The organism is Ensifer sp. GW821-FHT05G01 (assembly GCF_059419585.1).
Map to the genome: position 1 here is coordinate 486466 of NZ_JBWKSC010000001.1, position 13890 is coordinate 500355.

The following is a 13890-nucleotide window of genomic DNA, read 5'->3' on the forward strand; positions in this document are numbered from 1 at the left end:
CGGTTGAGGAGCGCATGACGGAAGCCTATGCCACCTCGCCTTCGGGAGGGGTGTCGGCTTTCTAAGATAATCCCCCTTCTGTGGTGAATAGCTTGCCACTGTGACGTTTTCGCCCGCGCCGCGGGCCGTTGGCATATCGAGGTCCCGGCGTGTCGATCTATCTGCCCATCGCAGAGTTGTCGGTGAACATACTCATCATCCTCGGCATGGGTGCGGCCGTTGGCTTTCTGTCGGGCATGTTCGGTGTCGGCGGCGGATTCCTGATCACGCCTCTCCTGATCTTCTACAACATCCCCCCCGTCGTCGCCGTTGCGACCGGCGCCAACCAGGTCGTGGCCTCCTCGATCTCTGGTGCCATCACCCACTTCCGCCGCGGCACGATCGACATCAAGCTCGGCACGGTGCTCCTATGCGGCGGCTTGGCAGGCGCGACAGTCGGCGTCTGGCTGTTCTCCCTGCTTCGCCGCGTCGGCCAGCTCGATCTCGTCATCTCGCTGCTCTACGTCGTTCTGCTCGGTTCGGTCGGCAGCCTGATGCTGTGGGAGAGCGTGCGCGCCATGCGCAAGGCGGCCAACAACCAGGCGACGCCGCTTCGCCGTCCCGGGCAGCACAATTGGGTGCACCGGCTGCCGCTCAAGATGCGGTTCAAGAAATCGAAGATCTATCTGAGCGTCATTCCCGTGGCGACCCTCGGCTTCTGCATCGGCATCCTGACGTCGGTCATGGGCGTCGGCGGCGGCTTCATCATGGTCCCGGCGATGATCTATCTGCTGCGCATCCCGACCAATGTCGTCGTCGGCACCTCGCTGTTCCAGATCATCTTCGTCTCCGCCTACACGGTCATCGTCCAGGCCTCGACCAACTACACTGTCGATATTGTGCTCGCCTTCGTGCTGATGATCGCCGGCGTCATCGGAGCACAGTATGGCGTTCGCGTCGGCCAGAAGCTGCGCGGCGAACAGCTGCGCGCGTTGCTGGCGCTGCTCGTGCTTGCCGTCGGCATCCGCCTGGCGATCGAACTGGTCATTCCGCCGAAGGACGTCTACTCCGTCGTATCCGCGGGGTTCGGCTTCTGATGCTCCGTCTCGCTCGCATCGTCCTTGCTGTCACGACGTTCGCCTTCGCCGCTCCGGCCTTCGCCCAGCTGCAGGACGAGAATGCCAACGACTTTACCGAAAAGCTGGAGATCGGCATCTCGACCGACGAGATCGCCATTACCTCGGATTTCCGCGGCGCCGACCTGACGATTTTCGGTGCGGTCGACGGCTTCGACCCCAACCTGCTGGCGCAGGGCAAGTACAACATCATCGTCTCGCTCGAGGGCCCGAAGGACAATGCGACGGTGCGCAAAAAAGAGCGCGTCTTCGGCATCTGGGTAAACACCAGCTCCATGACCTTCGAGCTGGTGCCGGAATCCTATTCGCTGTCGAGCACGCGTGACATCGAGACCATCGCGCCCCCGGGCGAGATGGGCAATATGGGCATCGGCGTCGACCATATGCGGCTGGTGCCGCTCGGTTTCGTCGGCGACGGCAGCAATCTCGGCGAATTCCGCAATGCCTTCCGCCGTATCCGCGAGACCAGCGGCGTCTATGAGCGCGATCCGGGCGGCGTGCAATTCATCAGCTCCAGCCTGTTCAAGGCATCGGTGCGCCTGCCGGCCAACGTGCCCAACGGCGTGCATGTCGTGCGCGCCTATCTCTTCCGCGACGGCACCTTCGTCGCCGCCAAGGCGCTGCCGCTGCGCGTGGTCAAGACGGGTGTGGAGCAGGTGATCACGCAGACAGCGCATGAGCAACCGTTCTTCTACGGCCTGTTTGCGGTGCTGCTCGCCGTCATCACCGGTTGGGGCGCAAGCCTGCTCTTCCGCAAGGATTAGTCCCTGAGGTCGCCGGCCGCCGTTCCCTTTTGTGCGATGGACGGCTAAAGAAGGCCTGCTGCATCTTTCCTTAAGTCGGAATCGATTTAAGGAGAAAATCATGCCGCAGGTCTAGAGTGCTACAGCGGCCTTGGTGCGTCATATTTGAAGCGCGGCGTTGTAGGGCAGAAACAGAGGAAATTCCATGAAACCGATTTTCGTCCAGTTGCAGTGCGCTCCCGGCAAGACCTACGAGGTTGCCGACGAGATCTACCGCAAGGAGATCGTTTCGGAAATGTATTCGACAAGCGGCGACTACGACCTCTTGCTCAAGATCTACATCGAAGAAGGCCAGGATATCGGCAAGTTCATCAACGACAACATCGCCACGGTTCCGGGAATCTCGCGGTCGCTGACGACGCTGACCTTCAACGCATTCTGACGGATGCTCAAGCGATCAGGTTCGTAAAGCGGACCGAATAGATCCGGTCGCGGCCGAGCATATGCGCGACCAGCCTGGCGCGGTCGAACAGGCCGGTCATCGCCCGATGGCGCAGGTCGAGACCGCCGGTAGTGACACCGAAGGCCGGCATCAGCATGCGCGTTCCGTCGGTGGCAAAACAGGCGCGCCGCACCGACTTCTCCCGCCGGACGACGGTTGCCGCCGGATGCAGATGGCCGGCGATTTCGCCCGCGGCCTCGCCTCGCGACGGTTCATGGCGAAAGATAAGACCGGCGTGCCGGAACTCGTCCAGCGAAATGCCGGGCAGGCCACAGGCGCCATAGGGGTCGTGGTTGCCGTTGATCCAGATCCATTCCCGCCCCATGGCCATCGCGGCGATCATGTGACGGAACGTCTCGGGCATGGCAACGGATCCGACCCGGTCATGAAAATTGTCGCCGAGGCTGATCACCAGTTTCGGATCGTGGCGGCTGATCGCCGCTTCCAGAACGCGCAAGGTGGCAAGCGTGTCGTAGGGCGGGAGCATCATGCCGCGTCGCGCGAAGGCCGCTCCCTTTTCCAGATGCAGATCGGAAACGACGAGTGTTCTCGTCTCGGGCAGATAGAGGCTGCCGAGCGGATCGCAGACCGCTTCGACGCCGTGGACGATGGCGCGCGCCGAAACCAGCGTGCTGTCTGCGGGAGCTGATAATGCGTGGGCCAGCCTGTGCATGCGTTTCTTCACTGTCCTTCTAGCGCCGCGCGTCGGATAGGACGCGCAAGGGACGCTGCAACATTTTGGATCTGCTGCCTACTTCCCTAGATCGGATCGGATTCAAGGAACTATGCAGTCGTGTGTTCACGAGAACACGGGGGGGGCGCATCCTATAGTGGTTCGGCGCCCATCGCCTCGTTGATCAGGTCGTCGGCGGCCTCCGATAGCAGGAAGTCCTGCGCCTCGCCCTGAACCGCCTCCTTGCCGATTTCGAGCATCACGGGCACGGCGAGCGGCGAAATCCGGTCGAGCCGGCGATGGGTGATGTGGCCCTTGATTCGCTTCAGCATATCCCCGAGACGGCCGATGTCCAAAAGCCCCGTTGCCGCATCGTTGCGCGTTGCCTCGAGCAGCAGGTGGTCGGGCTCGTGCGCGCGCAATACGTCGTAAATGAGGTCGGCCGAGACGGTCACCTGGCGGCCGGTCTTCTCCTTGCCGGGATGTCGCTGGTCGATCAGCCCGGCAATGACGGCGCAGTTGCGGAAGGTCCGCTTCAAGAGAAAGGATTCGTTCAACCAGGCTTCGAGATCGTCGCCGAGCATGTCCTCGTCGAAGAGGTCGGCAAGCGCTTTCCGCCGCAGCTGGAACGTCGCGCCGAGATCGTCCAGAGCCCAGACGGCAAGCGAGTAGTCGGTGGCGACGAAACCGAGCGGCTTCAGGCCGGCACGGTCGAGCCGGCGGGTGAGCAGCATGCCGAGCGTCTGGTGCGCCAGCCGTCCCTCGAAGGCGTAGATCACCATGTAGTGGCGGCTGCCGCGGGGAAAGGTCTCGATCAAAAGCTCGTCTTCGCGCGGCAGCATCGAGACATTCTTCTGCAGCGACAGCCAGTCGCGCACCTGTTCGGGCAGGGCCGCGCGCCGCGCCGGATCGGCGAGCATCTTGCGCACCTGCTCGGCGAGGTAGGTCGACAGCGGAAACTTACCGCCGGCATAGCTCGGCACCTTCGGGTCGAAGGAAAACGCCTGGCTGACGAGACACTCGCCTTCGCGGATGCCTTCGAAGCGCAGCACCTTGCCGGAAAACAGGAACGTATCGCCCTGCGACAGCATCTCGAGGAAATACTCCTCGACCTTGCCGAGCGACATGCCGCCACGGCCAAGCGAGCCGCGCTGGTTGCGCTTCACCATGCGCACGTTCAGCATCGGCGATTCGACGATGGTGCCGACATTGAGCCGGTATTGCTGGGCGACCAGCGGGTTGGAAACGCGAAAGAGGCCCTCCTTGGTCCTGCGGATACGGGCATAACGCTCATAGGTCTTCAGTGCATAGCCGCCGGTCGCGACGAAATCGATGACGCGCTCGAAGGTTTCCCAGGGAAGTGAGGCATAGGGCGTGGCGCTGGTGATCTCTTCGTACAGCGACAGCGGATCGAAGGGGGCTGCGCAGGCCATGCCGAGCACATGCTGGGCAAGCACGTCGAGCGCGCCCTTGCCGACAGGAGGCGTATCCTGCGCGCCGATATAGTTGGCGTCGAGGGCCGCCTGGCACTCCATCACCTCGAAGCGGTTGGCCGGCACCAGGATCGCCTTGGAAGGTTCGTCCATGCGGTGATTGGCGCGGCCGATGCGCTGGGCAAGTCGGCTTGCCCCCTTCGGTGCGCCGACATGGACGACGAGGTCGACATCTCCCCAGTCGATACCGAGGTCGAGCGTCGAGGTGGCAACGACCGCGCGCAGGCGGTTCTCCGACATCGCCGCCTCGACCTTGCGCCTCTGGGCGACATCGAGCGAGCCGTGATGAAGCGCGATCGGCAGGTTGTCTTCGTTGATGGTCCAGAGTTCCTGGAACAGAAGCTCCGCCTGACTGCGGGTGTTGACGAACAGCAGGGTGGTGCCGTGCTCCTTGATCGCTTCGTAGACATCCGCAATGGCGTAGCGTGCCGAGTGTCCCGCCCAGGGCACGTGCTCGTCGGTGCGCAGGATGGAGATCTGCGGTTTGGCGCCGCCCTTGACGGTCACGAGGCCGGCCAGGCCGGCTGTGTCGGGCGACTGCGGCGCCAGCCAGTGCTGCAGATCCATCGGATCAGCAACCGTCGCCGAAAGCCCGATCGTCTGCAGCGACGGCGCCAGTCGGCGCAGCCGGGCAAGGCCGAGCGACAGCAGATGCCCACGCTTCGACGTGACCAGCGAATGCAGCTCGTCGAAGACGACGTAACGCAAATCCTTGAAGAAGCGCTCGGCCTCGCCGTTGGCAAGCAGCAGCGCCAATTGCTCCGGCGTCGTCAAGAGAATGTCGGGCGGGTTGAGTTTCTGGCGCTGGCGCTTGGCCTGCGGCGTGTCGCCGGTGCGGTTTTCGACGCGCACCGGCAGACCCATCTCGTCGACCGGCTTCATCAGATTGCGCTCGATATCGACGGCCAGCGCCTTCAGCGGCGAGAGATAGAGCGTGTGAATGCCCCTGAAGGCCGAGCCCGGCGGAATTTTTCCGCGACGGGTAAGGTCGACGAGGGAAGGGAGAAAGCCTGCGAGCGTCTTGCCCGCTCCGGTCGGCGCGATCAGAAGCGTGCTTTCGCCAGCCTCCGCCCGTGCCAGCAGTTCCAGCTGATGGGCGCGGGGTTGCCAGCCCTTTTCGCCGAACCAGCGAAGGAAAGGGGTGGGCAAGGTTAGCGCATCGCCTTGCGGGCGCGGGGAATCGATCCTGTTCACGGAGAACAAAGGTAGATCAAATCCGGCAAAAGAGAAGACCGGAGCCTGGGCGATCATGCGGCGATTGACCAGTTGTCGAATCGCGGATAAAAAATATCCATGATTAAGAGGGTGGGCGAATGAAACTCGGGGACGGTGTCGAGCAGGCAATCCACAGCGTGACCATGCTGAGCTGTCTTCAGCCCGGCAGCACTCTGTCGGCGGCAGCTCTTGCCGAATTTCATGGGGTGTCCACGAGCTATCTCCTGAAGCACCTGCAGGCGATGTCCGGGGCAGGGCTGCTTGAAGCGGTCCCCGGCCCGAAGGGAGGCTATCGGCTCGCTCGCCTTCCGGCAAAGATCAGCCTGCTCGATATCGTGCTCGCGGTCGAAGGGCCGGAACCGGCGTTCCGCTGCAACGAGATCCGATTGCGCGGTCCCAATCCCTATGCCTGCAAGCCGAAGGCGCCGTGCACGATCAACGTCGCGATGCTGAAAGCCGAGCAGGCTTACCGTGCCGAGCTTCGGCGCGTGACCATCGCCGACATCAAGCAAGATCTGGGCGCCCTGGACGACGGCAGCATCTCGGCGCGAACCAACACATTCCTGGCGGCCAACGAGCGCAAATCGGCCGCCGGCGCCTGAAACCTCGATCCAGCTACCTGAAGGAGAAGACCATGCATCCGCGTTTGAACCCCGTCAAAGCCGCTCCTGACGCTTACAAGGCTGCGGCCGCTTTCGACAATTACATCATCAAGGACTCAGGGCTGGAGCCGCGCCTGATCCACCTGATCAAGCTGCGCGCCTCGCAGATCAACGGCTGTGCCTATTGCATTGACATGCATGTGAAGGAGGCGCGCCATAGCGGCCTGAGCGAGCAGTGGATCCACCTGATCTGCGCCTGGCGCGAATCGCCGATCTATGACGCCCGCGAACGGGCGGTGCTGGCCTGGACCGAAGCGCTCACCAACCTGGCCCAGACCGGCGCGCCCGACGCGGACTTCGAGCCGCTGAGAGAGCATTTCGACGAGGCTGAGATCACCAAGATCACCATGGCCATCGGCGTCATCAATGTCTGGAACCGCGTCGCCGTCGGCTTCCGATCGCAGCACCCGGTCGATGCACCGGCAAAGGCCGCCTGAGACCAGCCATCATCGAACAACGACAATGCCCCGGTCCTGGATGCCGGGGCTTTTTTCGTTTCGGCGTCTCAGAGTGCGATGTACCGATCGGCGCGGTGGTTGATGGCGACGAACAGGTTGAGCACGACCGCGCCGAGCACCGACCAGGCGACGACCGAGGGGCTGGTGACGCCGAAGGCGGCGACCAGAACGACCATGTCGATCGCCAGCTGCACCAGCCCGGCGCGAACGCCGAAGCGCTCCTGTAGATAAATGCCGAGAATGCCGACGCCGCCGAGGCTGGCGCGGTGGCGGTAAAGTGCCAGCAGGCCGTAGCCGAGAAGCAGTCCGCCGATGAGGGCCGCCCATGCCGGGTGGATGTCACCGATCTGGAACAGGCGCGACTGGATGTCGGTCAGGAACGAGGTCACGCCGATGGCGATGAAGGTCTTGACCGTGAAGGCCGGTCCGAGCCGTTTCCAGGAGAGATAGAAGAACGGCAGGTTGAGCAGGAAGAAGGCAAGGCCGAAGTTCACGCCCGTCGCATAATGCAGCAGGAAGGCGACGCCGGCAGTGCTGCCGGTGAGCAGGCCGGCGCTGGCGAGGAAATAAAGGCCGAGCGCTGCAATCAGGCTGCCGGAGAAAATGCCCTGCAGGTCCTCGAGCGGCGTGTGCCGGGTCGGGCTGGTGTTCCAAAGACCGAAAACGCTGCTGCTCAGAGCCATGGCAAAAACCTCGATTGCGATGGCCAAGCAATGCTGCAATGCACAAAAACAATCAAGAAAAATACGTCAGTAAAGCTGACGTATTTTTGCGAACCAGCCCTGCGTTTTTAGAGAGGCTTGCGGGCGAGAAACAGGATGCCGGTGATCGGCTGGCCTGCATCCATGCGGATGACGGTCCGCTCCACGGCCACCATGTCCAGGCCGTGTGAAGCGAGAAGGTCGCGGATATAGGTCTCGCTGTGCGCGTAGCGTAGCGACGGGCGCAGGACGAAGCCATCCACCGCGCCGGCATCCTCAACCGAGAAGGCAAACAGGCCCTGGCTGGAAAGCAGTTCGCCGACGATCCCGGCGACGCCATCGAGACCGCCGAGATACATCAAGACGTCGGCCGCACTGACGAGATCGGCGCGAGCGGCGGCGAAATTGCCGAAGACACCGGATTGTTCGGGAGGCTGAGAAAGATCGGCCCGCGCCAGCCGGTCATAGACGGCCTTCGTCTCTGCCTTCGCCAACATGTTGGCGGAAATGTCGAAACCTTCGAGAAATGCAGCACGCTCGCGGATGCGCTCGCCGAACAGCCCGGTGCCACAACCGAGGTCGACCACATGCTCGAAATGCGCGCCCGCCGTCGATCGTTCGATCAACGCGGCAAGTTTTTCCGGCACGGTGTAGTCGAGCTTCTCGACCAGCGCATGGTCAAAGCGATCGGCGTAGTCGTCGAACAGCCGCTCGACATAGAGGCTTGGCGGTTGTTCCGGCATCTCGGTGGCACCCAAGAGCGCCAGTTTCAGCCCCGCGCCAAAAATGTCTTTCGGGTTGAGGACCAAGGTTTTGCGCAGCGCATCGATCGCCGCCTCTTTCCGGCCCGATTTTTCCTCATAGTCCGCCAGCCGGAACCAGCCGGCAGCCCACTCGGGTACGCGCTCGAGCGCTTGGCCCATGAGATCGGCCGCACTCTCGGGCTCGCCGGCCTCGGCAAGCATTTTTGCGTAGTCGGCGCGGCGGTCGGCGATCAGGTCGCCGGAGGAGAGCTGGTTGAGCGTCATCAATGTGAGATGTTGGTTGCGATCAGCGCTTCTGACGCCGGGCTGGGCAAAACACAAGCGGAATCTGAAAGGCGGGCGGATGCCCGCCCTTTCCGGTGACTTGCGAGGGTGCGAATGGCAGCTTATGTGAAGGGAAACAGGAGTATTTCGCCGATGTCGGACGGAGTGAACAGATTTTTGGGGGATTCGCCGCTGCGCGTCCTCGTCAAGCTCGTCGTGGTGTCGATCCTCGTCGGCTTCGTCATGACCGTTTTCGGCTGGTACCCCGCCGATATCTATTTCGGCATCCGCAACTTCCTGCTCGATCTCTGGCATACCGGCTTTTCTGCTCTGGGTCGTGTTGGCGATTATCTGCTCCTGGGGGCTGCCATCGTCATTCCGGCGTTTATCATCCTGCGTGTGATGAGCTACCGGCGGTGAATATGAAGGACCAACTTTTCGTCATCGAGCGGCGCGCTCTTTTGCGCGCCGGCGCCGTCCTGTCGCTCGGCATGCTCGCCGGCTGCACGACATCCAACGTCCTGACGCCGGCAACCGGTACCGGCAGCGACCAGACTGCGGCGAGCCTCGGTTATGTCAATGCGCTGCGCAAGACCAAGGGCCTGTCGCCACTGGTGGCCGACAAGGCCGCTTCGGTTGCAGCCATGAACCAGGCCGCGCGGATGGCCAAGGTCGGCAAGATGCAGCATCTGATCGGTTGGAACGACAGCTTCTACAACCGGATGAAAAGCGACGGCGTCACCTTGCCGGCTGCCGAAAACATCGCCGTCGGCCAGGACGACGCCGAGCGCGCCTATGACGCCTGGTATAGGTCGCCGAAGCATCTGGAAAACATGCTCGGAAACTATCGCGGCCTCGGCGTCGCCGTGGTGCAAAACGCCGCTTCCGGCAATCGACCCTATTGGGCCATGGTGCTTTCGGGCTGACTGCCTGTTTTTCTGTCTACGGCGGATGCTGCCGCTCATCCCCCTGCCGGGACCTTCTCCCCGCGCCGTTTCGCCTGCCATCGGCATGTCGCGCTTGTTTCAGAAGCCTTTTCGATAGAGCGGCAGCCCTGCCTGCAAACGGACCATACAGCGGGTAGCTGCAGCCGGTACATGTTCCCTCTCCCCGCGCGCGGGGAGAGGGTTAGGGTGAGGGGCCTTGCGCCGTTGCGTTGGTGTCGATTGCAACGGTCTCTCGCGACACCTTGCGTCCGCCTATGATCTTTCCCTAAAACGGTCGTCCCGCACTCATTCCGCCGGAACCGTTCGATGACCGCTGCTTCTCCCGCTTCGCCGAGCGATCCCGCCGGGCCATTCCACGTTACCCACCGGCTGATCCTTGCGATCGCGCTGCCGATGACGCTCGGTTTTCTCACCACGCCGTTGCTCGGTCTCGTCGATACGGCGGTCGTCGGCCGCATGGGGCAGGCGACGTTGCTCGCCGGGCTCGCGGTCGGGGCGATCATCTTCGATCTGATTTTCACCACGTTCAATTTCCTGCGCGCTGCCACAACGGGTCTCGTCGCCCAGGCCTATGGCCGGGGTGACCGGCGCGAACAGCAGGCCGTGTTCTGGCGCTCGCTGGTCATTGCGCTTGCCGCCGGTGTTGCGGTCGTCGCCCTGTCACCGCTGTTGCTTGCCGGTGGTCTCTGGCTCATGGACCCGCCGGCAGAAGTGGCGGCTGTGACGCGCACCTATTTCCTTTGTCGCATGCTCTCGGCCCCGGCGGCACTCGCCAACTATGCCATCCTCGGCTTTGTGCTCGGCCGCGGCCAAGGCACGACCGGGCTGTTGCTGCAGGCCCTGATCAACGGGGTCAACATCGTGCTGTCGATCCTGCTCGGGCTGGTTTTGGGCTGGGGGGTCCTGGGTGTCGCGATCGCAACCGTCACCGGCGAGGTCATCGGCGCCATGGCCGGCTTTGCCATCGTCTATAGCCGTTTTGACAGAAAGGACGCGCCGAGCTGGACGATGATCTTCGACCGCGAGAGGCTCCGGCCGCTGTTCGGGCTTAACCGCGACATCATGATCCGCTCCTTCGTTCTCGTCGCGGCCTTCGCGCTGATGACACGCATAGGCACTGCTTTCGGCCCGGTGACGCTGGCTGCGAATGCGGTGTTGATGACCGTTTTTCTCGTCGCCGGCTACTATCTCGATGGCCTTGCCAACGCTGCCGAGCAACTGATCGGCCGTTCAATCGGCGCCCATTACCGTCCTGCCTTCGATCGGGCGCTGAAGTTGACGATGACCTGGTCGCTCGGCCTTGCCGTCGTGACAACCGTGGCGCTTCTGCTTTTCGGCCACGGGCTTGTCGACCTCCTGACGACGGCGCCGGATGTCCGCGCGGTCGCTTACGCGTATCTGCCCTGGGCCGCCCTGACGGCGATGACCGGCGCGCTCGCCTTCCTGATGGATGGCGTCTTCATCGGCGCCACCTGGTCGCGCGAGATGCGCAACATGATGCTGGCAGCGCTTGCCGGATATGTCGCAGCCTTGGCGATCCTTGTGCCCGCCTTCGGCAATCACGGCCTATGGGCGGGGCTCAACCTGTTCCTGTTGATGCGCGGCCTGTTCCTGCTCGCCAGAATTCCGGCGAAGGCGGGTCAGACCTTTCGCGCGGCCCAGTAGTCGAGGCGGCTGTCGCGCAGATCGCGGATCGATGTCAGTCCCTCGCGATCGCAGAGATCGGAAAGCCCGCGTACGATCCTTCCTGGAAGCGCCGGTCCTTCGTAGACCATGCAGGAATAGAGCTGCACCAGATCGGCGCCGGCGCGCATCTTCTCTGCAGCGGTTTCGGCCGAACTGACGCCGCCGACGCCGATGATCGGCAGGTCAGGGCCGACGCGTTTGCGCATGCGGGCAAGAACAGCCGTCGATTTTTCAAACAGCGGCTTGCCGGAAAGGCCGCCGGCTTCCTTTGCCTGGGTCTGGTCCTTGAGGCCATCGCGCGCGAGCGTCGTGTTGGAAACGATCAACCCGTCGAGCTTGTGCGCCAGTACCTCGGCGGCGATGTCGTCCATGCCTTCTTCGGTCAGATCGGGTGCGATCTTGAGGAAGACCGGCACGTGCCTGTTGCTGCGCGCGGCTTCCTCGTCGCGTGCGGCAAGCACGGCCGAAAGCAGTGCCGAGAGACTTTCGCGCGCCTGCAGGTCGCGAAGGCCCGGCGTGTTCGGCGAGGAGATGTTGGCCGTGAAATACTTGGCGACGGCGTAGAAGGTGTGAATGCCGCTGACATAGTCGCCGATACGGTCGGCGCTGTCCTTGTTGGCGCCGATATTGACGCCGATTAGCGCGCTGCGCGAGCATGCCTTGAGGCGCGCCAAGGCGGCGCCATGGCCCTCGTTGTTGAAACCGAGGCGATTGATCACCGCTTCGTCTTCAACCAGGCGGAAGATGCGCGGCTTGTCGTTGCCCGATTGCGGGCGCGGCGTCACCGTGCCGATTTCGGTGAAGCCGAAGCCGATCTTCAACAGTGCTTCCGGCACTTCGGCGTTCTTGTCGTAGCCGGCGGCCATGCCGAGCGGATTGGGGAAGACGAGGCCGGCAACGGTCTGGGCGAGCCGCTTGTCCTGCCCGGTCGGACAGCTCGGCACGAGGCCGGTCTTCAGCGCCTTGATCGACAGGCCGTGAGCGGCTTCCGGATCGAAGAGAAAGAGGCCGCGGCGGGCGAGATTGGCAAAGGGATTGTTCATGCGTCGAGTTCCGGGAAGACGTGACGGCCGTCGGCGCCGAGCGGCAGCGGCTTTTCCCAGAGCACGGCCGAAAGGAACAGCGGTGCGTAGAGATGCGGAAACAGAGCACCGCCGCGCGACGGTTCATACACCAACTCTTCGCCCAGCGCATCGCCATCGATCGCGACCAGCAGCAGGCCTTCCTGCCCTTCGAAGTGGCGGGCGGCGGTTTCGATTGCCTGCTCACCGGTCGAAAAGTGGATGAAGCCGTCTGTAAGGTCGATGGGCGCGCCATCGAAACGGCCGGTGCGCCTGGCTTCCTGCCATAGTGCGGCCGGAACGATCTTGTATATGATTGAGCTCATGATGCCCGCTTGTCCGTCGTGATATCCTGTCGTGGCCTTGCCGCAAATATCGGCGATTGTCCATTGCTGAAGGTCGTTCACCGGCGGATTTCCGCCCTGATGTCCGCAACGGAGAGGAAGCAATGAACAAAGCAATCGCAGTTCTGCTGGTCGCCGCTAGCTTTGGCGTAGCCGCAGGCGCGCGCGCCCAAGAGCCGGCACCCGGTCGCTACGCCATGCAGAAGTCTGACACCGGCATCGCCCGGCTCGACACCCAGACCGGCGAAGTCTCGCTTTGCCAGGAGAAGGACGGTCAGCTCGTCTGCCGCATGGCCGCTGACGAGCGTACGGCCTTCGAGCTGGAGCTGGATCTGCTAACCAAGCGGGTCGAGACCCTCGAAAGGGTTGTCGAATCCGGTGGAGGCGTTGCAAAACCGGACCTTCCGACCGATGAAGAGATTGACCGGACAATGGGCATCATGGAAAGAATGATGCGCAAGTTCATGGATATCGTGAAGGATCTTGAAGGCAGCAGCGACCCCGCGTCGCCGCAGAAGACCTGACGGGTCGGACGGACCGTGCGGCGACAACCGGCGTGGGGACGCGGGTTGTAGCCGAAGCTCTTGGGAGGGAGCGACATGACGCCGGACATGACCATCATCATCGCAGACGATCACCCGCTGTTTCGTGGCGCGATGCGGCAGGCTTTGAGCGGCATGGCCGGTGCGCCTGCCATCGTCGAAGCTGGCGACTTTGCCGCCGCCCGCAAGGCCGCCGCCGATTGTCCCGATGCCGACCTGATGCTGCTCGACCTGACCATGCCCGGCGTCAGCGGCCTGTCAGGCCTGATTGCGCTGCGCGCCGAATTTCCGAGCCTGCCCGTCATGGTGGTGTCTGCCCATGACGATCCCGCGACGATCCACCGGGCGCTCGATCTCGGCGCGTCGGGCTTTCTGTCGAAATCGGCGGGCATCGAGGAAATCCGCGGTGGTATCGAGAAAGTCATGGCCGGCGAAGTCTTCGTGCCGGCCGGCTACACGCAGGGGCAGGAATACGAGCCCGAGGTTGCCGATCTCCTGCAGCGGCTGCAGACATTGACGCCGCAGCAATCGCGTGTGCTCAGCATGCTCGGCGAGGGCCTGCTCAACAAGCAGATCGCCTATGAACTCGGGGTTTCCGAGGCGACCATCAAGGCGCATGTCTCGGCCATCCTGTTGAAGCTCAACGTCGACAGCCGCACGCAGGCGGTCATCCAGCTTTCGAAGATAGGAACGGTCGCGGCGGCCTGAAGTCACCGGATC

16 protein-coding genes are annotated in these 13890 nt (G+C 63.1%); 10 read left to right on the forward strand and 6 right to left on the reverse strand.

The features are described from left to right. The first annotated feature begins 149 nt into the window (after nucleotides 1-149). From AC07UR_RS02385 to AC07UR_RS02395, 3 genes are all read left to right on the forward strand, one after another. On the forward strand, nucleotides 150-1076 hold the full coding sequence (locus AC07UR_RS02385) for a sulfite exporter TauE/SafE family protein (protein ID WP_173418927.1): 927 nt from the start codon (nucleotides 150-152) through the stop codon (nucleotides 1074-1076). Next, nucleotides 1076-1879 (forward strand): TIGR02186 family protein, encoded by an 804-nt coding sequence (locus tag AC07UR_RS02390; RefSeq protein ID WP_209787654.1) that lies wholly within the window; start codon nucleotides 1076-1078, stop codon nucleotides 1877-1879. Before AC07UR_RS02385 ends, AC07UR_RS02390 begins: the two co-directional genes overlap by 1 nt. A 184-nt stretch (nucleotides 1880-2063) precedes the next feature. After that, entirely contained in the window at nucleotides 2064-2300 is a 237-nt protein-coding gene (locus tag AC07UR_RS02395) for an Lrp/AsnC ligand binding domain-containing protein (protein WP_053248765.1), read from the forward strand. A 7-nt stretch (nucleotides 2301-2307) separates the two neighbouring features. On the opposite strand, the gene pdeM is transcribed toward AC07UR_RS02395, so the two are convergent. Continuing rightward, the gene (pdeM, locus tag AC07UR_RS02400) at nucleotides 2308-3033 is read right to left on the reverse strand and encodes a ligase-associated DNA damage response endonuclease PdeM (RefSeq protein WP_209787652.1); all 726 of its coding nucleotides are present in this window, start codon (nucleotides 3031-3033) and stop codon (nucleotides 2308-2310) included. A gap of 152 nt (nucleotides 3034-3185) precedes the next feature. Beyond that, nucleotides 3186-5729, reverse strand: a complete 2544-nt coding sequence (locus AC07UR_RS02405; RefSeq protein ID WP_412728333.1) for a ligase-associated DNA damage response DEXH box helicase — start codon at nucleotides 5727-5729, stop codon at nucleotides 3186-3188. A gap of 110 nt (nucleotides 5730-5839) precedes the next feature. On the opposite strand from AC07UR_RS02405, the gene AC07UR_RS02410 reads away from it, so the two are divergent. Beyond that, nucleotides 5840-6343, forward strand: a complete 504-nt coding sequence (locus AC07UR_RS02410; RefSeq protein WP_173418931.1) for an Rrf2 family transcriptional regulator — start codon at nucleotides 5840-5842, stop codon at nucleotides 6341-6343. Between the two features lie 32 nt (nucleotides 6344-6375). Next, nucleotides 6376-6840 carry a carboxymuconolactone decarboxylase family protein gene (locus AC07UR_RS02415; RefSeq protein WP_209787647.1) on the forward strand — a complete coding sequence of 155 codons (465 nt, stop codon included), beginning with the start codon at nucleotides 6376-6378 and terminating at the stop codon, nucleotides 6838-6840. Between the two features lie 68 nt (nucleotides 6841-6908). On the opposite strand, the gene AC07UR_RS02420 is transcribed toward AC07UR_RS02415, so the two are convergent. Next, complete coding sequence (locus tag AC07UR_RS02420) at nucleotides 6909-7544, reverse strand: YitT family protein (protein ID WP_209787645.1); 636 nt, start codon at nucleotides 7542-7544, stop codon at nucleotides 6909-6911. A gap of 107 nt (nucleotides 7545-7651) precedes the next feature. Further along, a complete protein-coding gene (locus AC07UR_RS02425) occupies nucleotides 7652-8590 on the reverse strand; it encodes a class I SAM-dependent methyltransferase (RefSeq protein ID WP_209787643.1) in 939 nt (312 codons plus the stop codon). Nucleotides 8591-8743: 153 nt separating this feature from the next. On the opposite strand from AC07UR_RS02425, the gene AC07UR_RS02430 reads away from it, so the two are divergent. The 3 genes from AC07UR_RS02430 (at nucleotide 8744) to AC07UR_RS02440 (ending at nucleotide 11202) form a co-directional block, all read left to right on the forward strand. Beyond that, nucleotides 8744-9010, forward strand: coding sequence for a DUF6460 domain-containing protein (locus tag AC07UR_RS02430; RefSeq protein ID WP_077502863.1), 267 nt, complete (start codon nucleotides 8744-8746; stop codon nucleotides 9008-9010). Between the two features lie 2 nt (nucleotides 9011-9012). After that, nucleotides 9013-9516, forward strand: a complete 504-nt coding sequence (locus AC07UR_RS02435) for a CAP domain-containing protein (RefSeq protein WP_209787640.1) — start codon at nucleotides 9013-9015, stop codon at nucleotides 9514-9516. A gap of 327 nt (nucleotides 9517-9843) precedes the next feature. Beyond that, nucleotides 9844-11202 (forward strand): MATE family efflux transporter, encoded by a 1359-nt coding sequence (locus tag AC07UR_RS02440; RefSeq protein ID WP_209787637.1) that lies wholly within the window; start codon nucleotides 9844-9846, stop codon nucleotides 11200-11202. Here the strand turns inward: AC07UR_RS02440 and AC07UR_RS02445 are convergent. Further along, nucleotides 11178-12266 (reverse strand): quinone-dependent dihydroorotate dehydrogenase, encoded by a 1089-nt coding sequence (locus AC07UR_RS02445; protein WP_209787634.1) that lies wholly within the window; start codon nucleotides 12264-12266, stop codon nucleotides 11178-11180. The two genes, AC07UR_RS02440 and AC07UR_RS02445, sit on opposite strands and share 25 nt — an antisense overlap. After that, complete coding sequence (locus tag AC07UR_RS02450) at nucleotides 12263-12610, reverse strand: DUF952 domain-containing protein (RefSeq protein WP_209787633.1); 348 nt, start codon at nucleotides 12608-12610, stop codon at nucleotides 12263-12265. The genes AC07UR_RS02445 and AC07UR_RS02450 overlap by 4 nt, the downstream gene beginning before the upstream one ends. Before the next feature lie 122 nt (nucleotides 12611-12732). Here AC07UR_RS02450 and AC07UR_RS02455 point away from each other — a divergent pair, with 122 nt between their 5' ends. Then, complete coding sequence (locus AC07UR_RS02455; protein WP_209787630.1) at nucleotides 12733-13152, forward strand: hypothetical protein; 420 nt, start codon at nucleotides 12733-12735, stop codon at nucleotides 13150-13152. Nucleotides 13153-13227: 75 nt separating this feature from the next. Continuing rightward, the gene (locus tag AC07UR_RS02460; protein ID WP_173418940.1) at nucleotides 13228-13878 is read left to right on the forward strand and encodes a response regulator; all 651 of its coding nucleotides are present in this window, start codon (nucleotides 13228-13230) and stop codon (nucleotides 13876-13878) included. Nucleotides 13879-13890 lie beyond the last annotated feature (12 nt).